This window comes from Amycolatopsis echigonensis, assembly GCF_014174495.1.
In the GTDB taxonomy this organism is placed as follows: domain Bacteria; phylum Actinomycetota; class Actinomycetes; order Mycobacteriales; family Pseudonocardiaceae; genus Amycolatopsis; species Amycolatopsis echigonensis.
In genome coordinates this window covers 1-25,918 of record NZ_JACJHR010000018.1, presented here as the reverse complement: position 1 = coordinate 25,918, position 25,918 = coordinate 1, and the positions used below count along the sequence as shown (strand labels likewise).

29 protein-coding genes are annotated in these 25,918 nt (G+C 70.2%); 9 read left to right on the top strand and 20 right to left on the bottom strand.

Annotated elements, in window-relative coordinates:
• The first annotated feature begins 470 nt into the window (after positions 1–470).
• Complete coding sequence (locus H5411_RS49765) at positions 471–842, top strand: ArsR/SmtB family transcription factor (RefSeq protein WP_183124184.1); 372 nt, start codon at positions 471–473, stop codon at positions 840–842.
• A 2-nt stretch (positions 843–844) separates the two neighbouring features.
• Positions 845–1,258 (top strand): Fur family transcriptional regulator, encoded by a 414-nt coding sequence (locus tag H5411_RS14855; protein ID WP_183124116.1) that lies wholly within the window; start codon positions 845–847, stop codon positions 1,256–1,258.
• A gap of 306 nt (positions 1,259–1,564) precedes the next feature.
• Here H5411_RS14855 and H5411_RS14850 read toward each other — a convergent pair whose 3' ends face one another.
• From H5411_RS14850 to hrcA, 18 genes are all read right to left on the bottom strand, one after another.
• Positions 1,565–2,320: a TIGR03943 family putative permease subunit gene (locus H5411_RS14850; RefSeq protein ID WP_183124115.1), complete on the bottom strand. Its 756-nt coding sequence runs from the start codon at positions 2,318–2,320 to the stop codon at positions 1,565–1,567.
• A complete protein-coding gene (locus H5411_RS14845) occupies positions 2,317–3,336 on the bottom strand; it encodes a permease (protein ID WP_183124114.1) in 1,020 nt (339 codons plus the stop codon). The genes H5411_RS14850 and H5411_RS14845 overlap by 4 nt, the downstream gene beginning before the upstream one ends.
• Before the next feature lie 831 nt (positions 3,337–4,167).
• Positions 4,168–4,587, bottom strand: coding sequence for a YbjN domain-containing protein (locus H5411_RS14840; RefSeq protein WP_101434312.1), 420 nt, complete (start codon positions 4,585–4,587; stop codon positions 4,168–4,170).
• On the bottom strand, positions 4,584–5,402 hold the full coding sequence (locus H5411_RS14835; RefSeq protein WP_101434311.1) for an isoprenyl transferase: 819 nt from the start codon (positions 5,400–5,402) through the stop codon (positions 4,584–4,586). Before H5411_RS14835 ends, H5411_RS14840 begins: the two co-directional genes overlap by 4 nt.
• Positions 5,403–5,428: 26 nt before the next feature.
• Positions 5,429–6,205, bottom strand: coding sequence for a DNA repair protein RecO (recO, locus tag H5411_RS14830; RefSeq protein WP_101434310.1), 777 nt, complete (start codon positions 6,203–6,205; stop codon positions 5,429–5,431).
• A gap of 49 nt (positions 6,206–6,254) precedes the next feature.
• A complete protein-coding gene (locus tag H5411_RS14825; RefSeq protein WP_101434309.1) occupies positions 6,255–6,713 on the bottom strand; it encodes a CD225/dispanin family protein in 459 nt (152 codons plus the stop codon).
• 45 nt (positions 6,714–6,758) lie between these two features.
• Positions 6,759–7,892 (bottom strand): RDD family protein, encoded by a 1,134-nt coding sequence (locus H5411_RS14820; RefSeq protein WP_101434308.1) that lies wholly within the window; start codon positions 7,890–7,892, stop codon positions 6,759–6,761.
• 186 nt (positions 7,893–8,078) lie between these two features.
• Positions 8,079–8,528, bottom strand: coding sequence for a DUF2752 domain-containing protein (locus H5411_RS14815; protein WP_101434447.1), 450 nt, complete (start codon positions 8,526–8,528; stop codon positions 8,079–8,081).
• A complete protein-coding gene (locus tag H5411_RS14810) occupies positions 8,525–8,857 on the bottom strand; it encodes a CD225/dispanin family protein (protein WP_101434307.1) in 333 nt (110 codons plus the stop codon). Before H5411_RS14810 ends, H5411_RS14815 begins: the two co-directional genes overlap by 4 nt.
• Positions 8,858–8,933: 76 nt before the next feature.
• Entirely contained in the window at positions 8,934–9,833 is a 900-nt protein-coding gene (gene era, locus H5411_RS14805) for a GTPase Era (RefSeq protein ID WP_101434306.1), read from the bottom strand.
• Entirely contained in the window at positions 9,830–10,168 is a 339-nt protein-coding gene (locus tag H5411_RS14800) for a cytidine deaminase (protein ID WP_101434305.1), read from the bottom strand. The genes era and H5411_RS14800 overlap by 4 nt, the downstream gene beginning before the upstream one ends.
• On the bottom strand, positions 10,161–11,486 hold the full coding sequence (locus tag H5411_RS14795; protein ID WP_101434304.1) for a hemolysin family protein: 1,326 nt from the start codon (positions 11,484–11,486) through the stop codon (positions 10,161–10,163). The genes H5411_RS14800 and H5411_RS14795 overlap by 8 nt, the downstream gene beginning before the upstream one ends.
• Before the next feature lie 9 nt (positions 11,487–11,495).
• Positions 11,496–12,047, bottom strand: coding sequence for an rRNA maturation RNase YbeY (gene ybeY, locus H5411_RS14790; RefSeq protein WP_037362443.1), 552 nt, complete (start codon positions 12,045–12,047; stop codon positions 11,496–11,498).
• Positions 12,044–13,108, bottom strand: a complete 1,065-nt coding sequence (locus H5411_RS14785; protein ID WP_101434303.1) for a PhoH family protein — start codon at positions 13,106–13,108, stop codon at positions 12,044–12,046. Before H5411_RS14785 ends, ybeY begins: the two co-directional genes overlap by 4 nt.
• 93 nt (positions 13,109–13,201) lie before the next feature.
• Positions 13,202–13,579 (bottom strand): histidine triad nucleotide-binding protein, encoded by a 378-nt coding sequence (locus H5411_RS14780; protein ID WP_183124113.1) that lies wholly within the window; start codon positions 13,577–13,579, stop codon positions 13,202–13,204.
• Between the two features lie 420 nt (positions 13,580–13,999).
• The gene (locus H5411_RS14775) at positions 14,000–14,752 is read right to left on the bottom strand and encodes a 16S rRNA (uracil(1498)-N(3))-methyltransferase (RefSeq protein ID WP_101434301.1); all 753 of its coding nucleotides are present in this window, start codon (positions 14,750–14,752) and stop codon (positions 14,000–14,002) included.
• Positions 14,753–14,754: 2 nt separating this feature from the next.
• The gene (gene dnaJ, locus H5411_RS14770) at positions 14,755–15,918 is read right to left on the bottom strand and encodes a molecular chaperone DnaJ (protein WP_183124112.1); all 1,164 of its coding nucleotides are present in this window, start codon (positions 15,916–15,918) and stop codon (positions 14,755–14,757) included.
• 51 nt (positions 15,919–15,969) lie between these two features.
• Entirely contained in the window at positions 15,970–16,995 is a 1,026-nt protein-coding gene (gene hrcA / locus H5411_RS14765) for a heat-inducible transcriptional repressor HrcA (RefSeq protein WP_101434300.1), read from the bottom strand.
• A gap of 221 nt (positions 16,996–17,216) precedes the next feature.
• Here hrcA and H5411_RS14760 point away from each other — a divergent pair, with 221 nt between their 5' ends.
• From H5411_RS14760 to H5411_RS14740, 5 genes are read left to right on the top strand one after another with little or no spacing between them, the layout of a single operon-like run.
• A complete protein-coding gene (locus H5411_RS14760; protein ID WP_183124111.1) occupies positions 17,217–17,735 on the top strand; it encodes a YbaB/EbfC family nucleoid-associated protein in 519 nt (172 codons plus the stop codon).
• On the top strand, positions 17,735–18,058 hold the full coding sequence (locus H5411_RS14755; protein ID WP_101434298.1) for a type VII secretion target: 324 nt from the start codon (positions 17,735–17,737) through the stop codon (positions 18,056–18,058). The genes H5411_RS14760 and H5411_RS14755 overlap by 1 nt, the downstream gene beginning before the upstream one ends.
• Positions 18,055–19,287 (top strand): PPE domain-containing protein, encoded by a 1,233-nt coding sequence (locus H5411_RS14750; RefSeq protein WP_183124110.1) that lies wholly within the window; start codon positions 18,055–18,057, stop codon positions 19,285–19,287. Before H5411_RS14755 ends, H5411_RS14750 begins: the two co-directional genes overlap by 4 nt.
• Positions 19,284–19,862, top strand: a complete 579-nt coding sequence (locus H5411_RS14745; RefSeq protein ID WP_183124109.1) for a hypothetical protein — start codon at positions 19,284–19,286, stop codon at positions 19,860–19,862. The genes H5411_RS14750 and H5411_RS14745 overlap by 4 nt, the downstream gene beginning before the upstream one ends.
• Positions 19,859–20,371, top strand: coding sequence for a hypothetical protein (locus tag H5411_RS14740; RefSeq protein ID WP_183124108.1), 513 nt, complete (start codon positions 19,859–19,861; stop codon positions 20,369–20,371). The genes H5411_RS14745 and H5411_RS14740 overlap by 4 nt, the downstream gene beginning before the upstream one ends.
• A gap of 7 nt (positions 20,372–20,378) precedes the next feature.
• Here the strand turns inward: H5411_RS14740 and H5411_RS14735 are convergent, their stop codons facing one another.
• Positions 20,379–21,872 carry a CoA-acylating methylmalonate-semialdehyde dehydrogenase gene (locus H5411_RS14735; RefSeq protein ID WP_183124107.1) on the bottom strand — a complete coding sequence of 498 codons (1,494 nt, stop codon included), beginning with the start codon at positions 21,870–21,872 and terminating at the stop codon, positions 20,379–20,381.
• A 131-nt stretch (positions 21,873–22,003) separates the two neighbouring features.
• On the opposite strand from H5411_RS14735, the gene H5411_RS14730 reads away from it, so the two are divergent.
• Both H5411_RS14730 and H5411_RS14725 read left to right on the top strand, forming a co-directional pair.
• A complete protein-coding gene (locus H5411_RS14730; protein ID WP_183124106.1) occupies positions 22,004–23,650 on the top strand; it encodes a PucR family transcriptional regulator in 1,647 nt (548 codons plus the stop codon).
• Between the two features lie 28 nt (positions 23,651–23,678).
• Positions 23,679–24,050 carry an SSI family serine proteinase inhibitor gene (locus H5411_RS14725; protein WP_183124105.1) on the top strand — a complete coding sequence of 124 codons (372 nt, stop codon included), beginning with the start codon at positions 23,679–23,681 and terminating at the stop codon, positions 24,048–24,050.
• Between the two features lie 256 nt (positions 24,051–24,306).
• Here the strand turns inward: H5411_RS14725 and H5411_RS14720 are convergent, their stop codons facing one another.
• Positions 24,307–25,800 (bottom strand): DUF4153 domain-containing protein, encoded by a 1,494-nt coding sequence (locus H5411_RS14720; RefSeq protein WP_183124104.1) that lies wholly within the window; start codon positions 25,798–25,800, stop codon positions 24,307–24,309.
• Positions 25,801–25,918 lie beyond the last annotated feature (118 nt).

Below are 25,918 nucleotides of genomic sequence, written 5' to 3'. Positions count from 1 at the left end.
CTGGTCTGGCAGGGGCGACCTCCGCAAACTCAGCCGCCCCGGTCTCGGCGGCCACCGGCGGCGAGACGCCGGTCGAATGCGCATCCGTCGACGAGACGACCGCCGTCGGTTCAGCCGCGCCGCGCTCCGCAACGGCCGGGGCATTCGCAGAACACCCCGACCCGGCTGAGGCATGCCCGGCCGTCCCGGATCCCGCACCGACCAAGAACGCCGAGGCCTCAGTGAACAGCGCTGCCGCGGACCACCCGGGGGCAGCGGATCCTGCCGCTCCGGCACCGACCGCAATCGAGAGCATCGAGACTTCCAGCGAGCTTGCTTCCTCCGCTTCGGACGACGCAGCCGTCGGCGGCGCTCAGGCGGAACTGCCCGCCGACCCGCCACACCCCGTCAACCCGGGCAGCGCGAGCGGCTCGGCAGAGCATGCTTCCGCCGCCTCGGACGACCCAGCCGTCGGCGACACGCAGGCAGAACTGCCCGCCGACCCGCCACACCCCGTCAACCCGGGCAGCGCGAGCGGCTCGCCCGCGCGTTCCGCCGGGTCCGGGCCTGCGGTCGTGCCCTCGGGCGTACTCGCTGACGCGGGCGAACTGCTCCGGGCGCTCGCCGCTCCGGTGCGGATCGCTATCGTGCTGCAGTTGCGGGCGGCGGACCGGTGCGTCCACGAGCTCGTGGACGAACTCGACGTCGCCCAGCCGTTGATCAGCCAGCACCTCCGCGTACTCAAGACGGCGGGCGTGGTCCAGGGCGAGCGGCGCGGCCGCGAGGTCGTCTACCGGCTGGTGGACGACCACCTGGCGCACATCGTCGTCGACGCGGTCGCCCACGTGCAGGAAGGGAAGTGACGATGTCCTCGGTCCCCAAACCGGCCCCGGTGCCCGGCCGGCGGTCCACGAAGCAGCGTGCGGCGGTGGTCGACCTGCTCAGCACCGTCGACGACTTCCGTTCGGCACAGGAACTCCACGACGAACTCCGCAAGCGCGGCGACGGCATCGGCCTGACCACCGTCTACCGGACGCTGCAGTCGCTCTCGGAGGCGGGCGAGATCGACGTGCTGCGCACCGACTCCGGCGAGGCGATCTACCGCCGGTGCTCGTCGCACCACCACCATCACCTCGTGTGCCGCGTGTGCGGGCGCACGGTCGAGGTCGAGGGTCCCGCGGTGGAACGCTGGGCGGAGAAAATCGCGGCGGACCACGGGTTCAGCGACATCAGCCACACTGTGGAGATCACCGGCACCTGCGCCGAGCACGCGAGCTGACCCCTTCGGACAGGTTGTGCGGTCTGCGACTGTCCAGAGCGCGGGTCTCGTCGAGGTTGGGGGCACGCGTCCGGCAAAGCGGAGCCGCTGCGAGGCCTTCGGGCCGCAGGGTTTCGCAACTCTGAGCAACTCGGACTGATCTCGGTCCGAGTCCGTTCGGCGGCCTCTCAAGCGGCGGACTTGAGCGAGTACGCGAAGCAGGACCTCTCCGGATCAGCCGAAGAAACTCAGGTGCACCGGGCGGGTGGACGCGGCGGTCCGCGTTCCGAGGCGGCCGCGGCGGAACAGTCGAGCGCGTCGCTCCTTTCAGTACTCATACGGATCCTTCGGCGCGGTGATCCGCTCGACTGTCACCGGAACCAGGTCCGGCGTGTAGCTGTTGGCCTCGGTCGCGGTGCCCGGGACGATCTGGCCCGCGACGCGCAGCCAGGTGTCGCTCGGGAAGCGGTCCGCACCACCGCCCTTGAGGTGCACGGTGACCGGTGCGGCGTCGGCTGCGCAACAGCTGATGACCAAGCGGGCCAACAGAGTTTGGCCTCCGGTGTGCACGACGAATCCGGAAATCTGGACGGTGCGTCCGTTCAGGGTGCCGTTGGCGTCCCAGCCCGCGCGCGTGACGACCTCGTTCATCGCCATCGGAACCACTGCTCCAGCAGGCAGCGGCGGGAACGCGGCGGCCGACGTGCTCGAGGCACTGGAGGGCAGGCGCGCTTCGGTGCGGGTGACCGAATCCGCGCCGAGTGCGGGCGGGGCGACCAGGAACACCGCCAGTACCGGGACGACCAGCAGCCAGGCTGAGCGCGCGGGGTGATGGTGGTGGCCGTGCGCGTCTGAAGGTTCGGTGTCCGCCTCGGATTCGTGGGCCGCTTTCGCCTCGGCACGCGCGGCTGCGATGTCGCGGACGATCGCTGTCGCGCCCAGCAGCAGCATCACGGCGCCACCGATGATGATCCATGGTTGCTGGGCTGGTTTTACGTAGCGCAAATAGTCGCCGTTCAGCGCGATCTTCACCAGGGCGCCGCCCAGCAGGATCAGCAGAACGTTCTGGGTTTCGCGCCTCATCGGACGCCTCCGAGGAAGATCACGCCCGCGACGGTGCCGCAGGAGATCGCCACCACGAAGGTGACCGGGGCGAACCGCGCGGCGAAGGAACGGCCGAAAGTGCCTGTCTGCAAGGCGAAAAGCTTGACGTCGATGGCCGGGCCGACCACGAGGAACACCAGCTTCGGCAGCAACGGCACGGCGGTGAGCGAAGCGGCGACGAAAGCATCCGCCTCGCTGCACAGCGCGAGGACCACGGCCAGGACCGCCATCACCACGACGCCGACGATGATCTGCCCGGACAGCACTTCGAACCATTTCGCGGGCACGAGAACGTTGAGCGAAGCGGAAATCAGTGCGCCGAGAACAAGGAACCCGCCGGCTTCCACGAGATCGGTGCGGGCGGTTTCGGCAAATACCCGCCATCGCTGTCCCGGTGGGACATCGGGCAATCGGCGCAACGCGCGCTCGGTGATCCAGGACAGCTTGCCCCACCGGGCCCAGATCCACCCCATCACCATCGAGGTGGCGAGCGAGCCGGCGAACCGCGCGAACACCATTTCCGGACGGCCGGGGAACGCGACCGCCGTGGCCACCAGCACCACCGGGTTCACCGCGGGCGCGGCGAGCAGGAAGGTGAGCGCGGCGGCGGGCGCGACGCCTTGGCCGATCAACCGGCGAGCCACGGGGACTGATGCGCATTCGCAACCGGGCAAGGCGACTCCGGCCAGCCCGGCGACCCCCACCGCGGCCGACGCTTTCTTCGGCAGCACCCGTTCCAGCGCGCGGGCGGGCACGAAGGCGGCGATCGCGCCGCTGATCAGCACGCCGAGCACGAGGAACGGCAGCGCTTGCACGCACACCGCGACGAACACGGTGGATCCGGTGCGCAGCGCGGGCACGTCGAAGAGGTTTTGGAGCTTGCTCTGCGCGAGGATGGCGACCAGCAGCACGGCGCACAGGATCTCGATGGAGCTGATCCGGAACCGCCGCGTGCGGGGGCGCTCCTCGGCGGCGTTGCTGGAAAGGGTTTCCACGCCGGCGATGATGCCAGCCGGGCCCGACAGAACCCCAGCCGCCGGTGGCGCGAGGGGTCCCCTCGCGCCGGTTTTGCGTGAATGTCACCCGATTGGACAGGAGGAAGGGGCGGAATCGGGCGGGTGGCGCGGGGATCGCGACGGACCGCGTCTTCGGGGGCGGGCGGCGGCGAGACTTGGACAGGGAAGGCGAATACAGAAAACGAAGCGAAACGGCCGCCACGAACAAAGCCGCAGCGAAGCCACACTTCGGGCACGCCGCAAGGGGTCGTCGGGTTTGCCGGTCGTGGGGGTGCCGGTTTCGGAATCCCAGGGCGCGGTGCGGCTGGAGGCACGGTGCGCGACCCACACGCCGCCGGGACTGGTTAACGGCCGGGAGCGGTTAAGCCCCCGCGACTGATTAAGCCTCCGGGAGCGGTTAAGCGGCCGCGACTGGTTAACCCGCGGCGAGTGGTTAAGCGACCGCGAGCGGTTAAGCGACCGCGAGCGGTTAAGCGGCTGCGGAAGCTAGCAGCGAACCCAGCAGACAACGGGTCCCACGGCAGGCTGGTCGAGTCACGAAGCCAGCCCCGGCGTAGGAGCTCCGAGATCCAGGAGAAGCCAACGGGGGCAAGGCATCAGCGACCTCCGCCCGGCCGAAAGCGAGCCAGGACCCCGGAAAGTTGGTCCAGCCAGGGAGATTCTCCAACGAACGCCCGCTGGACTGCGAAGTCAACTGGACGAGCCGCCAAGCCACCAGCGCGAATTACCGGAAGCGGCCGAGCCACGAACCCCAGGACCCGGCACCGCACGAGCCGAGCACAAAACCCGGTCAGGAAACGGAAACCCGGCTCACGCCTCCACGCCGGGCAACTCCGTCCGCAACTGCGAAGCGGTGGAAACCACCAGCATCAGCAACGTCCCCAGCGGCGACGGGTCCATCCCCTCCGCCGGGAACGCGTACCGCAGCGTCACGTCCATCCCGCGCTCCGTGTGGCCGACGCCCAGCGTCCCGAACAGCCCCTGTCCAGCCCGCTCGGCGACCGCGACCGCCAGTGCCGGGTCGTCGGGCATGTCCCACGCCACTACGCAGGTCAGGCTGAGCACCGTCAGGCCGTCGGCGAGGCGGGTCGCCTGGATGACACACGGGACGTCCGCGTGGGAGAACGTGATCGCGCCGTCGTCGTCGACGTGGACTTCCAGGTAGCGTTCCAGTGCTTCGCGCGCCCGGGTGAGCAGTGCGCCGGTTTCGGCGGCTTCCGCGGTGCTCATTTCGTGCTCCCTGCCTGGTCCACCGCGCCGCCGAACCGGCGGTCGCGTTTCGCGAAGTCGAGGCACGCCTTCCACAGGTGGGTCCGGTCGAAGTCCGGGAACAGCGTGTCCTGGTAGACCATCTCCGCGTACGCGGACTGCCACAGCAGGAAGTTCGACGTCCGCTGTTCCCCCGAGGGCCGCAGGAACAGGTCCACGTCCGGCATTTCCGGCTGGTACAGGTACTTCCCGATGGTGCGCTCGTCGATCTTGTCCGGGTTGATCTTGCCCGCCGCGACGTCCTGGCCGATCCGCCGCATCGCGTCGCCCAGTTCGGCGCGGCCGCCGTAGTTGACGCACATCGTCATGTTGAGCTTGGTGTTGTGCTTGGTCTTCTCTTCGGCGATCTGCAGTTCCTTGATCACGCTGGCCCACAGCTTCGGCCGCCGCCCGGCCCAGCGGATGCGCACGCCGATCGAGCCGAGGTAGTCGACCTGGCGGCGGATGGTGTCGCGGTTGAAGCCCATGAGGAACCGGACTTCCTCGGGGCTGCGCTTCCAGTTCTCCGTCGAGAAGGCGTACACCGACAGCCACTTGATGCCGAGTTCGACCGCGCCGCTCGCGACGTCGATCATCACGGCCTCGCCGCGTTTGTGGCCCTCGATCCGCGGCAGGCCGCGCTGGTTGGCCCATCGGCCGTTGCCGTCCATGACGAGCGCCACGTGCTTCGGCACCAGGTCCGGCGGGATTTCCGGCGGTTTCGCGCCCGAGGGATGCGGATCCGGCGCCCGCAGTTCGTACCCCGGCGAGCGGGTCTCCCGTCCCCTGCGCAGCACTCGCGGCCTCCTGAAGAATGGACTTCCTACCCGGCCGACCCTACTGGGCCCGGCCCGGCGGCCTCCCGGGCACGCCGCTCCACGAGCGGGAGCGACCGCAGCTGCCGTTCCAGATGCCACTGCAGATGCGCCGCGACCAGGCCGGACGCGTCCCGGCGGGTGATCCCGGGCGACGACTCGGCGACCGCCCACTCCCCCTGCAGCAGCGCTTCCAGCAGCGTCAGCACCTCGGGCGCGGGATGCACCGAGCCCGCGATGCGGCAGTCCGGGCACATCGAGCCGCCCGCGGCGACGTTGAACGCGGCGTGCGGGCCGGGCAGGCCGCAGCGCGCGCATTCGGTGATCGCCGGCGCCCAGCCGGCGTAGGCCATGGCCCGGAGGAAGAACGCGTCGAGCACCAGCGACGCGTCCCGCTGACCGCCGGCCAGGGCCCGCAACGCGCCCACGACCAGCAGATACAGCTTCATGACCGGTTCGCCCTCTTCAGCCGAGAGCCGGTCCGCGGTTTCCGCGATCGCCGACGCCGCGGTGTAGCGCTGGTAGTCGGCCACGAGCGGCAGGGCGAACGCGTCGACGGTCTCGACCTGGGTGATGACGTCGAGCGACCGGCCGGGATAGAACTGCACGTCGACGTGCCCGAACGGCTCCAGCCGCGCTCCGAACCGCGACGACGTGCGCCGCACGCCCTTCGCGACGGCCCGGACCTTGCCGTGCCGTTTCGTGAGCAGGGTGACGATCCGGTCGGCCTCGCCCAGCTTGTGCGTGCGCAGCACCACCCCGGTGTCGCGGTAGAGGTTCACCACCCCGACATCGTCGCACTTCTCCGACGATGCCGGGGCGGGACACCCTGGTTCAGCAGTAGCTGCCGGTGCAGTAGTAGCTGTGCACCTCGGACGCGGCCACGAGGCTGATGATGATCATGATGATCGCGACGACCCAGCCCAGCGCCCCGAGGATGGTGGCGACCAGACACAGCGTCTTCGTCGTCTGCGACGCCTGCTGGGCCATCGCGGCGTTGCCCTGCATCTTGTAGCTCTGGACTTCGTTCGACTTCATGATCGCGAAGATCGCGATGATCCACATCAGGAAGATGCAGCCGATCGCCCAGCCCTTGTAGTCCTTGATGGAGCTCAGGTCGCCGCCGGGCGCGCCGCCGAAGGCGGGCTGGCCGTACGGCGCGGGCTGGCCGTAGGGCTGCTGCGGGTACGGCTGCGCCGGCGTCGCACCGGACTGCGGGTACGGCTGCTGGCCGTAGGGCTGCTGCGGCTGGCCGCCGTAGGGCTGCTGGGGCTGGCCGTAGGGATTGGTCATCTGGGTTCCCCCGAGTTCCTCGTGCTTACCGTGATCCGGTGCGGATCAGGACTGGGCCGGACCGGATTCAGGCGTTTCCGGCTTGATCATCTGCGTCGCTTCCGGCTCCCCGGAAGGCGGTACGACCTGGGTGCGCTCAGCGGCGCCGAGCGCTTCGGACGGCGGTTGCCGGGGTGCGGGCGGGCGCACGACCTGCGTCGGCTCGGGCTGCTCGAACGGCGTCGGGCCCGGCGGCTGGTTCGGCGGACCGGGCTGGTTCGGCTGCCCGAACGCGGGCTGCGGCGGAACTCCCGGCTGGCCGAACGCGGGCTGCGGCGCACCGCCCGGCTGCCCGAATCCTTGCTGCGGCGGCGTTCCCGGGACCGGCGGCTGCCCGAATCCCGGCTGCGGAGCGCCGGATCCGGGCGGTGCGGCGGGGAATCCGCCGTACGGCGACGGCTGCGCGGGGAACCCGCCCGAGGCGGGCTGCCCGAATCCCGGCTGCGGCGCGGGACCCGGCTGCCCCGGGAAACCGCCCGGCTGACCGGGTTGCCCGGGAAATCCGCCGGGCTGGCCCGAGAAACCGGCGGGCTGCCCGAATCCGCCGGACTGGCCGGGAAAGCCGCCCTGCTGGCCGAATCCGCCCGGCGCACCCGACGGCGCGGAACCGGCGGGCACCACGATCGTGCTGAGGATCTTGTCCGAGAACGTCTGCGCCTTGTCGTCCCACAGCGGCCACAGGTAGCCGAGGGCGCAGGCCATGTTGTCCAGTGCGTGCGCGATGTCGCGGACGAACGCCATCCCGGCCCCGATCGGCTCGCCGGTGGCCTCGCTGACGAGTTTGATGCCGACGATCCGCTTGCCCAGCGACTGGCCGGTGTTGCCCCCGTTGATCCAGCGGTTGAAGACCGTCCAGGCGAGATTGCCGAGGATCGCGAGGGCGTAGACGATCGTGCCCGCGATGCCCGACGCCATCGACACGAGCAGAGCGATCAGGAGCCCCGCCAGGAGCGGGGCGAAGTCGATGAGGTAGGCGCCGGCGCGCTGGCCCCAGTCCGCGTAGACCTTGCCGGGGCCGTACGGGTTCTGCTGCCCGGAACCGGGCTGGGGGTAGCCGCCCGGCACCTGCTGTCCCGGCGGCGTGCCGAACGGCGGTCCGCCTTGAGGCGGGCCGCCGGGCTGGCCGTAGGGATAGGTCATCGAGTGTCCCCCTCGTTGCTGGTCTCGGCGCGCGAGCTGACCCACGTCGTGTCCGCGGCGGACACGTCGGTGCGCGGGAGCGTACCTCGTTCGGCGCGGCGAGGCCGAGCAGGTGTCCGCATCGGGTGACACAGTGGACGCGACAGCGGCCGAATCGGTTCCCGGGACAGCGAAAACGAGGCGAACTCAGACGAACAGGCTGGTGAACGGCGCGAACGGAAGATTGCGCACCACGAACCACAAGACGAACACGACCGCGACGACGTGCGGCGTCCACCGCCAGTGCAGCCACGACCGCATCGTCCGGCCGCGCAGCCGTCCCATCGTCCAGGCGAGACCGCTCCACGCGAAGAGGGCGACGAACGCCAAAGCCACCGCGTTGTAGTGCAGTGCCGCGGAAAAATCGCCGTGCAGCACGCTGTATGCCATGCGCATCCCGCCGCAGCCGGGGCAGTCGATCCCGAAAAGCAGCTTCGTCGGGCACACCGGGAGCGGCCCGCCGGGAGTGGTCGGATCGCCGAACCACACCGCGACGCACGCGAGGCCGACCCCTCCGGCCGCGGCCGCGGGACCGGCGAGAGCCTTTGCCACCGCACGGGTTCCGCGCGCGGGCAGTCCGGTGTAGACGGTGCTCAATGCGGCCACCAGATCGCGCTCCCGGCGATCAGGAACACCACGAGCGCGACGATCACGTACAGCCCGATCAGGATGGCGACGCTGAGCGCCGACCACATCGCCCACTTGCGCGCCTCGTCCGCCGCGCGGTGCGCTTCGGCCGCGTATCCCTGGTACCACAAGGTGTTCACCTGGCTGGCCTTGACGATCGCGACGATGCCCAGCGGCAGGCAGCAGAACACCGTCGCCAGGATCGCCCACACCAGGTTGCTGTCCGGCGGCGGCGGATACTGCGGCGGGTAACCGTACGAAGGCGGGTACGGGCCCTGCGGCGGATACGGGCCGGTCATGCGGTCCCCCTGGACGAATCGGGTGCGGTTCGGCCTGACGCTACCCGCCCGCGCCGCCGGGCACGATCACAACCGGTCAGAAACCCAGCCTGCGCAGCTGCTTCGGGTCCCGCTGCCAGTCCTTGGCCACCTTGATGTGCAGGTCGAGATACACCTTCGTGCCGAGCAGCCGTTCGATGTGCTTGCGCGCGGTCGCGCCGACCTCGCGCAGCCGTTCGCCCTTGTGCCCGAGGATGATCCCCTTCTGGCTGGGCCGTTCCACGTACAGCAGCGCGTGGATGTCGATGAGGTCGTCGCGGTCTTCGCGCGGGATCATCTCCTCGACGGTCACCGCGATGGAGTGCGGCAGCTCGTCGCGGACGCCTTCGAGCGCGGCTTCGCGGATCAGCTCGGCGACGAGGGTCTGCTCGGGCTCGTCGGTGAGTTCGCCGCCCGGGTACAGCTGCGGTCCCTCGGGCAGGCGCTGCACCAGCAGGTCGGCGACCGTCCGCACCTGGAAACCGTCCACAGCGGACACCGGCACGAGGTCGGCGAACTCCATCACCTCTTGCAGCGCGACCAGCTGCTCGGCGACCTGTTCGGGCTTCACGAGGTCGGTCTTGGTGACGACGCCGATCACCGGGGTGCGCCGGGCGATCTTCTTCAGCTCGGCGGCGATGAACCGGTCGCCGGGGCCGATTTTCTCGTTGGCGGGCACGCAGAACCCGACGACGTCCACTTCGGACCAGGTCTCGTGCACGACGTCGTTGAGCCGCTGGCCGAGCAGCGTGCGCGGGCGGTGCAGGCCGGGGGTGTCGATGATCACCAGCTGCGCGTCTTCGCGGTGGACGATGCCGCGGATGGCGTGCCGGGTGGTCTGCGGTTTGCTGGACGTGATCGCGACCTTCGTGCCGACGAGCGCGTTCGTGAGCGTCGATTTGCCCGCGTTGGGGCGGCCGACGAAGCAGGCGAAACCGGAACGGTGCGGTTCGGTCACGAGTGCAGCACCTCGACCACGGCGCCGGACGGATCGGCGAAGATGATCGGCGCGGCCTTGGTGACGTCGCGGACCGCGTGCATCGACGCCTCGGCGACCAGCGCGTCAGCGGTGACGACCGCGGCGGCTTCGATGCCCTCGGCGCCGCTGGACAGCGCGGCGGCGACGGCGGCCTGCACGGCGGTGAGCTTGAACGACGGCTGGTCGACGGTGGCGGCGGCGTAGGTGCGGCCGTCGCTGTCGCGGATCGCGGCGCCTTCCGCGGCACCGGTGCGCGCGCGGGCCGAACGGGCCAGCGTGACCAGCTTCTGGTCCTCGGCGTCGAGGTCAGGCATGTTCGACTCTCCTGTCGTGCTCTTCGGGCTGGGGCGGGCGGGTGCGCGGGCGCGCGGAGGACGGCCGGACGACCACGGACGTGATGCGCATCCGGCCGCGGCGGTCCTTGCCCCCTTCGGCGAACAGCCGAAGACCGGCGACCTCGGCTTCGGCCCCCGGCAGCGGGACCCTACCCAGTCGCTCGGCGAGCAGCCCGCCCACGGTCTCCACGTCGTGGTCCTCGAGGTCGATGCCGAACAGTTCGCCGAGGTCGTCGATGCTGAGCCGGGACGACACCCGGACCGAACCGTCCTCGAGCTCCTCGACCTCGGGGCGCTCGTCGGCGTCGGATTCGTCGGTGATCTCGCCGACGATCTCCTCGAGGATGTCCTCGATGGTGAGCAGGCCCGCGGTGCCGCCGTACTCGTCCACGGCGATCGCCATGTGGTTGTGCGTGCGCTGCATTTCCTTGAGCAGCTCGTCGAGCCGTTTGGAGTCGGGCACGAAGCTGGCTGGGTTCATCACCGCGTCGACGACCGTGCTCGGCCCGTCCGGGCCCATGTACTCGGGCATGAGGTCTTTGATGTTGACCACGCCGACGATGTCGTCCACCGACTCGTCGATCACCGGGACGCGGGTGAAGCCGGTGCGCAGCGCGAGCGCGAGGGCCTGGCGCACGGTTTTGGTGCGCTCGATCCACACGATTTCGGTGCGCGGCACCATGACCTCGCGGGCGACGGTGTCGCCGAGTTCGAACACCGAGTGGATCATCTCGCGTTCGGAGTCCTCGACGACGCCGCGTTCCTGGGCGAGGTCGACCAGTTCGCGCAGTTCGACCTCGGAGGTGAACGGGCCTTCGCGGAAGCCGCGGCCGGGGGTGATCGCGTTGCCGAGCACGATCAGCAGCCGCGACAGCGGGCCGAGGACGGTGCCGAGCGCGCGGACCGGTCCGGCGACGATCGTGCCGACGCGGTAGGGGTGCTGGCGGCCGATGGTGCGCGGGCCGACGCCGATGAGGACGTAGCTGACCACGACCATGACGACCGCGGACACCAGGATGGCGAGCCACAGCCGGTCGAACCAGGCGACGAAGGACACGGTGACCAGCACCGTGGCGGTGAGTTCGCAGGCGAGCCGCAGCAGGAGCAGCAGGTTGATGTGCCTGCGGCGTTCGGCGACGACCGCGGCGAGCTGGCGGGCTCCGACGCGGCCGTTGCGGACGAGGCCGTCGACCCTGGCCTGCGACACCGTGCCGACCGCGGCGTCCGCGGCCGCGAACACGCCCGCGAGCAGCACGAGCGTCACCGCGATGACGACCTGTGCTGGGGGGTTTCCCATGGTCGGAGCCTAGGGCGTTTCCCCGGGCCGCGGTGCGTCGAGCCCGGCGATGCCGAGCACCCGGTCGTCGACGTCGCGTTGCACGTTGCGGGCCTCGTGCGCGGCGACCGCGGCCTGGAATTCGCCGAGGATCCGCTTCTGCAGCCCGAACATCTCGCGTTCCTCGGCGGGTTCGGCGTGGTCGTAGCCGAGGAGGTGGAGGCAGCCGTGGACGGTGAGCAGGTGCAGTTCGTCGATCAGCCGGTGGCCCGCGGTTTTCGCCTGGTCTTTCGCGAAGGCCGGGCAGAGCACGATGTCGCCGAGCAGGGCGGGGGACGAGTCGGGCGCGTCGGGGCGGCGGGAGGAGTCGAGCTCGTCCATCGGGAAGGCCATGACATCGGTGGGCCCGGGCAGGTCCATCCAGCGTTCGTGGAGGTCTTCCATCACCTCGAGGGTCACGCACAGGATGGACAGCTCGGCGAGCGGGCTGACCTCCATTTTCTCGAGGGTGTAGCGCGCGGCGGAGACGATGGACGCCTCGTCGACGTCGACGCCGGATTCGTTGGCGATCTCGATGCTCATCGGCGGGTGCCTTTCCAGCCGCCGGTCTGCTGCTCCTGCGCGTCCTGCACGGCCTGCCACTTCTCGTACGCGTCGACGATGTCGCCGACCAGTTTGTGCCGGACGACGTCCTGGCTGGTGAGCTCGGCGAAGTGCAGGTCCTCGACGCCGCCGAGGATGTCGCGCACGACGCGGAGCCCGCTGCGCTGCCCGCCGGGGAGGTCGATCTGGGTGATGTCGCCGGTGACGACGATCTTGGCCCCGAAGCCGAGGCGGGTGAGGAACATCTTCATCTGCTCGGGCGTGGTGTTCTGCGCCTCGTCGAGGATGATGAAGGCGTCGTTCAGCGTCCTGCCCCGCATGTAGGCGAGCGGCGCGATTTCGATCGTGCCCGCCTGCATGAGCCGCGGAATCGACTCCGGCTCGACCATGTCGTGCAGCGCGTCGTAGAGCGGGCGCAGGTACGGGTCGATCTTCTCGTTCAAGGTGCCCGGCAGGTACCCGAGCCGCTCGCCGGCTTCGACCGCGGGGCGGGTCAGCACGATCCGCGTGACCTGCTTGGCCTGCAGCGCCTGCACGGCTTTCGCCATCGCGAGGTACGTCTTGCCGGTGCCGGCGGGCCCGATCCCGAACACGATCGTGTGCTTGTCGATCGCGTCCACGTAGCGCTTCTGGTTCAGCGTCTTGGGCCGGATGGTCTTGCCGCGCCGCGACACGATGTTGAGGCTCAGCACTTCGGCGGGCGAGGCGTCGCCGCTGGACAGCATCCCCACGGTGCGCCGCACGGTGTCCGGCCCGACCTGCTGCCCGCCGCCGGCGAGCTGCACCAGCTCGGTGAACACGCGTTCCGCGAACGCGACGTCCGCGGCGGCGCCGGTGAGCGTGACCTCGTTGCCGCGCACGTGCACGTCGGCGGCCAGCAGTTCCTCGGCGACCCGCAGATTTTCGTCCCGGGACCCCAGCAGGCTCAGCTGGGCCGCTTCCGGGATCGGGAATCGAACCTGTGCCGCCCCAGCGGCGGTTGCCTCGGCCGATACCCGATTGTCAGCTCGGGCGGCTCCACCTGTCTCAGTTCCGGCCACGTGGCCTCGGTCCTGCTTTCTGCGCACTTCGCAAGTCGGCGTACGGGGACCCTTGAATGCTACTTGTCCTGATCCCCGCCCCGCAGCCCGGTTTCAGTGCACTCCGCCCTGCGGCTTCCCGAACAACCCCAGCTGCTCGCCGCCGAGCACGTGGGCGTGCACGTGGAACACGGTCTGCCCGGCGTCGGCGTCGGTGTTGAACACGACCCGATACCCGCTCTCGGCGATCCCCTCGATCTCCGCGACCTTCCGCGCCGTCAACAGCACGCGGGACAGCAGCTCCGGGTCCCCCTCGGCCAGCTCCCCCACGTTCCGGTACCTCTTCCGCGGCACGACGAGCACGTGCACCCGCGCCTGCGGATTGATGTCCCGGAACGCGAACGTGCTGTCGTCCTGGTACACGACGTCCGCCGGAATCTCCCCAGCGATGATCCGCTCGAACAAAGTCTCCGCAGCACCCGCATCACTCATGGCAACACCCTACAAAGCGCCACACCCACGCACTAACGCGACGGACGCACGGCACTCAACCACCCCACGCACTACCGCAACGGACGCACAAACGCAACCACCGCACCGCGGGGGTCCGGGGGGCTCGGCCCCCCGGGAGTAATAGCCGGAACCGCAGCAGCGAAGGATCGCCGCCAGGCGATACGAAGACGCCGCGGCGCGGTGGAGCCTGGGGGTCGCTCCACCGCCGCCGCGGCTCCGCCGGACCGAGGGGGGAGGTGCCCGGCGGGGTTCGGGTTCGTACTCAAGAGTAATGCCCGCCTGGGGGCGGGGTGAAACCCTTGGGTTCGCGCGTTGCCGTGCAGAGTAGCTGGCGGGGGTGCGACGCGCCATCACCTGGGGCGGATATTGAGGGGTTCTGCCGGGTTTTCCGGGTTCGCGTCAGTGCCAGCGGCCGGTGAGGACGCCTAACGCGCCGAGTGCGACGGCTGCCGCGGTGGAGGTGCGGAGGACGGTCGGGCCGAGGCGGACCGTGGTGGCTCCGGCTTGTTCGAGGAGGGCGAGTTCCTCGTCGGTGATGCCGCCTTCGGGGCCGACGACGAGGAGGAGGTCGCCGCCGTCGGGGAGGTCGAGGTCGGTGAGTTTGCTGGTGACGCCGGATTCGAGGACGAGCGTCGCGGACATCGTCGCGGCGAGCTGGGCGAGTTCGCGCGTGCCGACGGGTTCGGCGACGGCGGGCACGTGGGCTCGGCGGGCTTGTTTCGCGGCCGAGCGGGCGGTGGCGCGCCAGCGGGCGAGGGCTTTCTCGCCGCGGGGTCCGTCGTCCCAGCGGGCGACGCTGCGGGCGGCGCGCCAGGGCACGATCGCGTCCGCGCCGGCTTCGGTGGCCAGTTCGACGGCCAGTTCTCCGCGGTCGCCTTTGGCGAGCGCCTGGGCGACGTGGACGCGCAGCGCGGGCGGTTCTTCTTGCCAGCGCTCGAGAACGGTGAGGGTGACCGACGCCGCCCGGCCCGCTTCGACCGCGTCCACGGCGCAGCGGGCCATCGCGCCGGCCCCGTCGGAGAGCACGAGCTGCTCCCCCACGCGCAGCCGGCGCACGGTGGCCGCGTGCCGGGCTTCCTCGCCGTCGAGCAGCGCCCGGCCTTCGGCGGGCACGGCCGGGGCGAGGAAGACCGGCAGGGTGGTGTCCGGCACCGTCAGCGGTTCTTCGCGCGCAGCTTGGAGAACAGGCCGCCGTGCTTGCTGCCGTTGGCGGCGAGCGTCGGGACTTCTTCGCCGCGCTGCTGGGCCAGGTCGACGAGCAGGTCGCGCTGGGCCTCGTCGAGTTTGGTCGGCACCACGACGTCGATGTGCACGTGCAGGTCGCCGCGGCCGTCGACGCGGCCGGACGAGCGCAGCCGCGGCATGCCCTTGCCGGTGAGCACCAGTTCGGTGTTGGGCTGGGTGCCGGGTTCGATGTCGAGTTCGTAGTCGCCGTCGATCAGCGTGGCGATCGGGACCGTCGCGCCGAGTGCCGCGGTGGTCATCGGGATGCGGAAGTTGCAGTGCAGGTCGTTGCCCTCGCGGACGAACACCTCGTGCGGGGCCTCGTCGATCTCGACGTAGAGGTCGCCCGCCGGGCCGCCGCCGGGGCCGACCTCGCCCTGGCCGGACAGCCGGATCCGCATGCCGTCGCCGACGCCGGGCGGGATCTTCGCGGTGACGCCGCGCCGCGACCGGATCCGGCCGTCGCCGCCGCACTGGCGGCACGGGTCGGGGATGACCTCGCCGAAGCCGCGGCACACCGGGCACGGGCGCGCGGTGACGACCTGGCCGAGGAACGACCGCTGCACGGACTGGACCTCGCCGGCCCCGCCGCAGGTGTCGCAGGTCTTGGTGCTCGTGCCCTCGGCGGTGCCCGCGCCGCGGCACAGGTCGCAGACGATCGCGGTGTCGACGGTGATCTCGCGGTCGACGCCGGTCGCGCACTCCTCGAGGGTGAGGCCGAGCCGGATCAGCGCGTCGGAGCCGGGCTGGACGCGGCTGCGCGGCCCGCGGCCCCGTCCGCCGCCCCCGCCGGCCGCTCCGAAGAAGGCGTCCATGATGTCGCCGAGCCCGCCGAAGCCGGCGAAGGGGTCGCCGCCCCCGCCGCCCCGGCCGCCCGTGTCCATCGGGTCGCCGCCGAGGTCGACGATCTTGCGCTTCTGCGGATCGGAGAGCACCTCGTACGCGGTGGTCACCTCGCCGAAGCGGTGCTGGGCGTCCTCCGACGGGTTCACGTCGGGGTGGAGCTCGCGGGCCAGCTTGCGGTACGCGCGCTTGATCTCCTGATCGCTCGCGTTCTTGGCCACCCCGAGGATCCCGTAGTAGTCCCTCGCCACGTTGCTCTGCCTTCTCCTTCGTGTTCCGCCACGTCCCCGGCCTGCCGCCGGTCAGCGGCCGGACAGGATCTGCCCCACGTAGTTGGCGACCGCCTGGACCGCCGCGATCGTGCCCGGGTAGTCCATCCTGGTCGGCCCGACGACGCCCATCCCCCCGAGCAGCATGTCGTCCCGGCCGTAGCCGATGGACACGACCGAGGTGCTGCGCATCTGCTCGTCCTCATTTTCCTCACCGATGAGCACGGTGACCGCACCGGGGTTGCGGGCCGCGGCGAGCAGCTTCAGCACCACCACCTGTTCCTCGAGCGCTTCGAGCACCTGGCGCAGCGATCCGGGGAAGTCCGCGACGTTGCGGGTCAGGTTGCCGGTGCCGCCGAGCACGATCCGCTCTTCGGGGTGCTCGACCAGCGATTCGACCAGCGTGGTGCAGATCCGGGTGAGGTGGTCGCGCAGGTCCGGGGGCGCGCCGTCGGGCAGCTCGGCCACGTTCGCCGCCGCGTCGGCCAGCCGCCGCCCGGCGAGCGCGCCGTTGAGCACGGTGCGCAGGCGCAGCACGGTCTCCTCGGTGACCACGTCGCCGAGGTCGACGGTGCGCTGGTCGACGCGGCCGGAGTCGGTGATCAGCACGAGCATGAGCCGCGCGGGCGTGAGCGGGACCACTTCGAGGTGCCGCGCCACGGTGTTGGTGAGCATCGGGTACTGCACCACCGCGACCTGGCGGGTGAGCTGCGCGAGCAGCCGGACCGACCGGCGCAGCACGTCGTCGAGGTCGGTGCCGGAGTCGAGGAAGCTGGTGATCGCGCGCCGCTCGGCCGCCGACAGCGGCTTGATCTCCGAGAGCCGGTCGACGAACAGGCGGTACCCCTTGTCGGTCGGGATCCGGCCGGCGCTGGTGTGCGGCTGGGCGATGTAGCCCTCTTCCTCCAGCGCGGCCATGTCGTTGCGCACGGTGGCGCTGGAAACACCGAGGTTGTGCCGCTCGACGATCGTCTTCGACCCGACCGGCTCCTGGTTCGACACGTAATCGGCGACGATCGCGCGCAGCACCTCGAAGCGACGCTCTTCCGTGTTCGCCACCGGCACCTCCTTCGCGGTCCTCCTGCTACTCACACCGAGTTTACGGACCCGGCAGTGCCCGGCGCGCCCTCCGGTCCGGGCGGCGCGAGGTAAATGACGGGCAAATGATTCTTAATGACGACGAACCGGGCAACTCGGAACTTAGCTTGCACGGGGAACCGGAACCCGGTTTTCTGCCTCGGAACGACTATGCACAACTCGATCCGAAAGCAGCGGCCGACATGAACGCACTTTCTCCCGAAATCGCCGAAATCCGGCAGCGGGCCGCGGAGGCCCAGGAACGGCTGAAGCACGTGTCGGCGACCGCGACGAGCCCGGACGGCGCGGTCACCGCGACCGTCAACACCGCCGGTGCGCTGCAGGAACTCCAGTTCGGCTCCCGCGCGGACGAGATGCCGCGAGCCGCCCTCGCGGCCGCCGTGCTGGCCACCGCCCGGCGCGCCCAGGCCCAGGCGGCGCAGCAGCTGACCGCGATCATGGCACCGGTGATCGGCGAGAACAGCGACGCGATGAAATTCCTCGAAGAGCAGATCCCGGAGCCGGAGATTCCGGAGGAAACGGCCCCGCCGGCACCGCCGCAGCCGCAATTCTTCGACGCCCAGGACGATTCCGCCCCGCCCGCCCGGCCCGCGGCCCCGCCCGCTCCGCCGTCCCGGCCCGCACGCCCCGCCCGCCCGGCGCCGGACCCGACAGATGACGACGACTACTACGGCGGCGGCTCGTTCCTGGGGAGGAACTGATGGCAGACGGATCGAAGGTCGACCTGCCGGCGCTGCGCGCGCACAAGGGCGAGGTCGAGGACATCGCGGCCGGCGTGCACACCGCGGCGCAGGCCACCGAGTCCGGCCAGTCGTTCGGCGACGACGCGTTCGGCATCGTCGGCCAGGTGTTCGCGATGCCGCTGCAGATCTGGATGTCCGTGGCGACCTCGTTCGTGACGGACCTGGCGGGCGAAGGCGACGAGATCGCGAACCTGCTGCAACAGGCGCACGATCACTACGACAGGCACGAGCAACAGACTGTCGGCCACATCAACGGCCTCGGCAAGGAGCTGCCGGAATGACCGAGACACAGGAAAACCCGCTGGTCGCCAAGTCGGAATCGCCGAGCGGCTTCAGCACGAACATGGGGTCGTCCTCGAACGAGCTGGACAACCTCAACGCCCAGACCTCCGGTGCGGGCATCGTCAACGATCTCTCCGCGACACAGACCGACCTCCGGCACGGCGACTGGGGCAACCTCGCCGTCGACGGGGTGACCGACGCGCTCGACCTGCTCGGCGTGGCGATGGACCCGCTGGGCGGCTTGGCCAGCGCGGGCGTCGGCTGGCTGATCGAGCACATCAGCTTCCTCAAGGAGGGACTCGACCAGCTCGCCGGCAATCCGGAAGCGGTCACCGCCAAGGCCGTGACCTGGTCGAACGTCGCGAAGCAGCTCGCCGAGAGCGCGGACAAGTACGAGCAGGCCGCGGGCAAGGTGGCACCGAACTTCCAAGGCCAGGGCGGCCAGGCCTACCAGGGCCGGGCGAAAGACTACGTGGACAAGCTCCGCAACGCGGCCGGGCAGGCCAACGGCGCGTCCACCGCGATGAACGTCGCCGGCGCCCTGGTCGGCACCGAACGCGGGCTGATCCGCGACATGATCTCGTCGTTCGTCGGCGAGCTGATCATCAAGGGCCTCGCCGCGCTCGCTTCGTCGTGGTGCACTCTCGGCGGCACGGTGGCCGCGTTCATCGCCGACACCATCGTCAACGGCGGGATCCTGGCGGAGAAGATCGCCACCCGGATCGCGAAGGTCGTGGAGAAGCTGGACAAGCTCGCGGAGAGCGCGGGCAAGTCGAAGGCGGCGATCGAGCAGGCCGCGAACGCGCTGCGCAAGGTCGGCAAGTCGGCGGGCAAGATCACCGACAAGAGCGTCGACGTGGGCATCAACCTGGAGAAGAAGGCCGGAGAGCTGAAGGACGCGGGCAAGGCCGAGTCCGCCGAGGTCAAGGCCGACCGCTGGAAGGAAGCGGCCAAGGAGAAGGTGCAGGCGCCGCTGAACGAGAAGTGGAAGGACCGGGTCAACGAGTGGGGAGAGACCTACTCGGAGGACGGCCGCAGCGTGCTCAGCCCGAAGGGCTGGAAAGAAGCGGAGGGCGGCGTGCCGAAGTGGAGCCCCGCCGACACGGTCGGCGTCGGTGCCGAGACCCGGCGGCAGGAGAACGAACAGTACGACCGATACTCCGAAGCGTCCGAAGCCGCCAAGAAGGAACGCGAGGCCAAGGAGGCGAAGGGCGGCTCCGGCGAGTGACCCAGGAAGCTGTGCAAGCAGCCGCGGACCAGGCCAACCGCGAAGGCAAACTGCATCCGTCCCAGCGGCGAATGGTGCTGGACGCCAATTTCTGGACGCTCGTCCTGGTGCTGCTCGTTCTCGTCGCGCTGGCGGTCCTGACCCCGATCTGGTTCGGCATCAGCCCAGCCATGATCCAGGCCACCAACAATCTCAACGCTTACTTCGGCAAGCCGCTGGTGTCCTACTGGTCGAAGAACGCGCCCCTGTACGTGATGTCACTGGTCTTCCTGGTCCTCGCGGTGTATCCCGGGCGGGCGATCGGGCGGCGGCTGGCGGACTGGCGCGGGGGCAAGGTCGACGTGGTGACGGGCTTGACGCACGATTTCGGCCATGTGCAGCACCGGCCGTCCGGCGTACTGCCCCCGATGTACCTGTACGAGATCACGGAACGGATCCCCTTCACCTACCTCGTCGTGAACGGGAAGAGCTATCGGCTCGATCCCGACCTGAAGCGCCGGGTGCTCGGCGGGCGGGCCAACGGCGCGGTCTTCGTCCCGCGCAGCAAAATCCTGGTCAACGTGATCGCGGCATGACCGTGAATGCTGATCCCGGCGAGGTCGCCGCCGCCAATCTCGCCGGGAGACTGCACCGGAGCCAGCGCGGAGCGGTCCTCGGCTGGTTCTTTTGGGCGGTCTGGGTGTTCGTTGCGATCGAAGTGGCGATCGCGGTCGTGGCGGTCGTCAAGTCCGGCTTCAGCGCGTCCGCTTCGTGGGCGGTGGCGTTCGCCGCCGTGGTCGTCGCGCTGGCGATCCGGTTCGGACGTCGCGAGCTCGCCGACTGCCGTGCGCCGCTGACAGTCGTCTCCGGGCCGGCGCACGATTTCGGCGCCGGCCCGATCACCGACGACTACCCGGTCGGGTTCAAGCACACGCCGCGCGGCCCGGGCACGGTCGAGAAATGGCAGCTCCGTGTGGGCGGCCGCACCCATGAGCTCAATGCGGCCCGGGGCGAACGGCTGGCTGCCGAGCGGGTGCTCGCGGTGTGCCTGCTGGGGAACAGCGGCTCGGTGGCGAGCATCGTCGGCGAGAACGGCGTGTGGTGAATCCGGTTCAGGAGTTCTTCGGGAACCCCAGGTTCACCCCGGCATGCGAGGTGTCCGGCCACCGCGAGGTGACCACTTTGGTGCGGGTGAAGAAGTGGAACCCCTCCGGCCCGTACGCGTGCGTGTCGCCGAACAGGGAGTCTTTCCAGCCGCCGAAGGAGTAGTAGCCGACCGGGACCGGGATCGGCACGTTGACGCCCACCATGCCCACTTCGACCTCGTTCTGGAAGCGGCGCGCCGCCCGTCCGTCGCCGGTGAAGATCGCGGTTCCGTTGCCGTACGGGTTGGCGTTGATGAGCGCTAGCGCGTCGTCGAAGGTCGTCGTTCGCGCGACGGACAGCACGGGGCCGAAGATTTCGTCGGTGTAGACCGACATACTGGGAGTGACCCGGTCGAAAAGAGTGGGGCCGAGCCAGAAACCGTCGTTCGCGCCGTCTGCTTCCACGCCCCGGCCGTCCATCACCAGTTCCGCGCCTTCGGCCACTCCCGCGTCCACATAGGACGCAACTCGCTCGTGGTGCGCCCTGGTGACCAGCGGTCCCATCTCCGACGACGGCTTGCGTCCGTCTCCGACGCGCAGTTTCCGCATCCGGTCAACGATTTTGGCCACCAGTTCGTCCGCGATCGGCTCCACGGCGACCACCACCGAAACCGCCATGCACCGCTCCCCCGCCGATCCGAAGCCGGCCGAGACGGCGGCGTCGGCGGCCAGGTCGAGGTCGGCGTCCGGCAGCACGACCATGTGGTTCTTCGCCCCGCCGAGCGCCTGCACTCGCTTGCCGTGGCTGGTGCCGGTTTCGTAGACGTAGCGGGCGATCGGGGTCGAGCCGACGAAGGAGATCGCCTTGACGTCCGGGTGCGCGAGAAGGCCGTCGACCGCGACTTTGTCGCCCTGCAGCACGTTGAACACACCTGACGGCAGGCCCGCTTCGGCGAGCAGTTCGGCGATGAACAGCGCCGCGGACGGGTCCTTCTCGCTTGGCTTGAGCACGACGGTGTTGCCGCACGCCAACGCGTTCGGCACGAACCAGAGCGGCACCATCGCCGGGAAATTGAACGGCGAGATCACGCCGACCACGCCGAGCGGCTGCGCGATCGAGTAGACGTCGACGCCCGTGGAAGCGTTCTCGCTGAAGCCGCCCTTCAGCATTTGCGCCGCGCCGCACGCGTATTCGACGTTTTCGATCGCGCGCGCGACTTCGCCCGCAGCATCCGATTCGACCTTGCCGTGCTCGCTCGTCACGATCTTCGCCAGTTCGTGTTTGCGTGCCTGAAGCAGCTCGCGGAAGGCGAACAGCACGCGCGTGCGTCCGGCGAGCGACGTGCCCCGCCAGCCCGGCAGCGCGGCGGTCGCGGCGGCCACGGCTTGGTCCACCTCGGCCGGTCCCGCGAAGTCCACCTGCGCGCTGACCTGGCCGGTAGCCGGGTCGTACACGTCGCCGGTGCGTCCGGAGCCGACGACCGGCTTGCCGTCGATCCAATGGCTGATGCGGTCGGTCACGACGTCCGCTCCTTCCGGTCGGGTGCCCCCGAGTCTCCGGGCGCGGCACCCGGGTCCGCCATCGACAACGTGTACGGACTACCCCTCTCCGCCGTACAGTCTGTGCCCTGGCCGGCCAGCAAGGGGGACCGATGTACCCGACCGTCGCCGAGGCGCTCGCGTTGCCGGTGCTGCGCCAGGGCTGTCCGCGCGTGGTCGCGGGCAGCACCGGGCTCGAACGGCGAGTCCGCTGGGCGCACGCGGCCGAGGTCGCCGACATCGCGCACCTGCTGCGCGGCGGAGAACTCGTGCTCACCACCGGTGTCGCGCTCCCGGACGACGACGCGACGCTGACCCGGTACGTCGCCGATCTCGCCGACGTGGGCGTCGCGGGCCTGGTGGTCGAGCTCGTGCGGCACTGGAACGACCGGCTGCCGCAAGCTCTCGTGACGGCGGCTGAGCAGCGGGGATTGCCGCTCGTGACGCTGTCCCTCGAGACGCGCTATGTCGCGGTGACCGAGGCAGTGAACGGAATGATCGTGGACGCGCAGCTCGCCGAGCTTCGGGCGGCGGAGCGGGTGCACGAGACGTTTACGTCGCTGACCGTCGCCGGTGCCGAGCCTGCGGCGGTGCTCGCCGAGGTGGCGCGGTTGACCGAACAGCCGGTCGTGCTGGAAACCCTGGAACACGAAGTCCTCGCCTACGACACTGCGGGCACCGATCCGGGCGAACTGCTGATCGGCTGGCCGGCGCGGTCGCGAGTGGTGCAGGTCGGCGAGCGCACCGGATACCACTCGGCGGCGGGCTGGCTCGTCACCGTCGTCGGCGCGCGCGGCCACGACTGGGGACGGCTGGTGCTGGTGTGCGCCGAACCGCCACCGCATCGGTATCAGGTGGTCGCCGAACGAGCAGCGTCCGCGCTCGCGGTGCACCGTCTCGTGACGCGCGACTCCGACACCCTCGAACGACAAGCACACCGCGCGGTCTTGACCGAGTTGCTGAATTCTCCCGCGCCGACAGCCGAAATCCTCGCGCGCTCTTCTGCGCTAGCTGTGCCGTTGACCGGTCGGCAGTTGGTCGGTCTCGCGGTGAGGCCGCGCATTACCGCGACTACGCGACCGACGCTGTCGACGCCGCCACTGTTGCGCGAACTGGCCGAAGCGACTGCTCTCGCGACGCGTCGCGCGAAGGTTTCCGCGCTGGTGTCGACGGACGAGACCGCCGTACGCGCGCTTCTCGCCCTCTCGCCGGACGCCAACGCTGACGCCGTGCTCCAGCGCCTTGCCACTGACATCCACGACGCGCGCGCGTCCGCACCAGCCGCCATCGGCGTAGGCACGACTGTCACGGGACCTGCTGAGGCACAACGCACCTTGGTCGAAGCCGCACACGTCGCTGCCGCCGCCCTCGATGAGGACGACGACCAACCGTTGCACCGTCTCAAGGATGTTCGGCTACGCGGCCTGCTGCACCTTCTCGCCGACGACGAGCGCGTCCACGCCTTCGCCGCGCGAGAACTAGGCCCGCTCCTCGAACGCGACGCTGCTTCCGGCAGTCGTCTCGTCTCCGCGCTGCGGCACTACTGCGCGCACGGCGGCAACAAGTCCGCCGCGGCCGTCGCCGCCCACACCTCGCGGACCGCGTACTACCAGCAACTCGCCCGCATCGAACAGGTGCTGGGAGTGCGACTGGAAGATCCGGAGTCGATGTTGTCGCTGTACGTGGCATTGCTGGCGCACGACCTCGGCACCGCCACCCGTCCGAGCGAGGAAAACCCACCCGGACGAGGAGCACAGTGATCGGGTCCGCGGCGCCGATATCCCTCGTATGGTGTTCTCTTCCTTCGCTCCGGTCGCAGCTGCCTTGATCGGTTTCGGCGGCCTGGCCGCACCGCACGTCCCGGAGTCGATGCTGCAGCTGACCATGCACGAGACTTCCGGGCGCGTCACGAGCGCGTCCCTGACCTGCGAACCCACCGGCGGCACGCACCGCCACCGCGACGCCGCCTGCGCGACCCTCGAAGCGGTCAACGGCGATTTCTCCCGCATCTCCCCGCGTCGGCAGAAGTGCACGATGATCTACTCGCCGGTGGACGTCACGGCACAGGGCAGCTGGCGGGGCACGCCGGTGACGTACCGGGCGACGTACCCGAACAAGTGCGCGGCGGACAGCCAGTCGAACGGAGTGTTCGCGCTTTAACGTCGGGCGGACGCGGGAAGCGGTTCCGGCAGCCCTGGAATCGCTTGCCGCGGCGAACATTCCGGTGGGAGCGGGCCGCGGACGCTCGCCGGTTCTCCGTCGACGCGGACGTGGGCATCGACCAGGAAAGCCCGTTCGGTGCCACGGAGCTGACTCCCGACGCCGCAGCCAGGTGCATCATCACTGCACGGTGGCCCCGAGACCCATCTCCGGAGGCCGAAGCACCCTTGGCTGACCGCGCCCGGACCGGAACCCGTCACACGCACAGCGGCCCCGACCGGATGATCTCCCGGGCCCGGGAACGGCTCCAGTTCCAGGCTGGCCAAGCGTCGTCGGGCAGGGAATGGGCGAGCGGGCGCAACAGGCAAGCCGCGTCGGGGCGGCGGCTTGCCACGACCGGCGCCACGTCGGCGGAGAACCGGCTCAGGTAGCGGACGTCGAGCGGCTTGCCCTGCGCCGCCCGGTCCAGGTTGGCGTCCGCGATCGCCGCCTCCGGATTCGCCGCGGCCAGTCCCAGCAACGCCAGTGCGGCGGCGGCGATCGCCGCGCGGGGCAGCCAGCCGGGGCGGAGGGTGCCCAGCGTCGCTCCGATCAGGACGAACACCACGCCCAGCCAGATCTCGCACACCTCCACAAGCAAGCGCAGCACCGTGAATCCGTACGCCTGCTGGTAGGTCCACATGCGACTCAAAGCGGACAGCACCACGACCAGGCTTAGCACGGTCAGCGCACCGAGCAGCGCGCGCAGGACCGTCCGGTCGGCGCGGGTGGCTTTCGGCGCCCAGCGCAGCGCCGCGGCGACGATGCCGAGGGTTAGCACTGTGCAGACGCAGAGCTGCCAGAAACCGCCGCGCGCGTAGTCCGCCGAGGTGAGGCCGTCGGTGCGGAGGACGTAGTCCGTGCCGCCGAAAAGTGCAGTCGCTTGCACTCCGACGTAGGCGGTGAACACCACCGCCAAGGTGCCCAGCGAGGACGTCCACGACAGCCGGTCGCCGAGCGTGGTTCTCCGGTTTTCCCGTTCCGGCAAGGGTTCCGTGGAGATCAGGAAGACGGCTGCCATCGCGGCGAAGGCCACGACGAACACCAGCGCGGCTTGGACGACCGAACCCGGACGCACCTCCGGGACAAGGTCGCCGACGAACTGCGCGAAGCGAGGATCCGCGCTGATCAGCAACGGCAAGAAGACCACCAGGACCAGCCCGGACAGCAGCACCGCCCCGAGAACCCGTCCGCGTTGCCCGCCGGGGCGTGGCCTGCGGCGGAGCAGCCACGGCACCGCGCGGAACGCTTCGAGCGGCACGGCGAGAACGTCGTACGTCGTGCCGTGCACAGTCCGCTTGCCGACGACGGCGAGCGATGCCGTGGCTGCCGCTCCCGCCGCGCACAACGCGAACAACCACTCGGCCGCTCGCAGGGCTCCGACCGCGAGCAGGGCGATCGCCATCAACGCCCACGCGGCCTGCCGCCAGCGTCTCGCCTTGGCCGTCCGTTCTTGCCTGCCGCGCAGTTTCGCGCACGCCAGGAGCACTCCGGCCGCGATCAGCAGGGCCAGGACCCAGCCGATCCCGGGCCGGTCCACCGGCACGACGACCGCCCCGGCGACCGCGACCGCCAGCGCGACCAGTTTCGCGCCGCCGGGCACCGCGGCCTCGGCCCTTTCGAACAACGGCCTCGGCCCCGGCTGCCGGACGACCCGCACCAGCCAGGGCGGAACGGCATGGGCGGGGTGATTCTGTGCCTGCTCGGACATGAACCCTCTCTTCGCGATAGCAAATATGTGTGCCTGAAGTGGCCTCGGAGGGACTTCACGATTTCTCAGAAGCGGCCCGCCGGGCGCAGCGGCGGAGGTCCGTGAGGGGAGCCCTCAG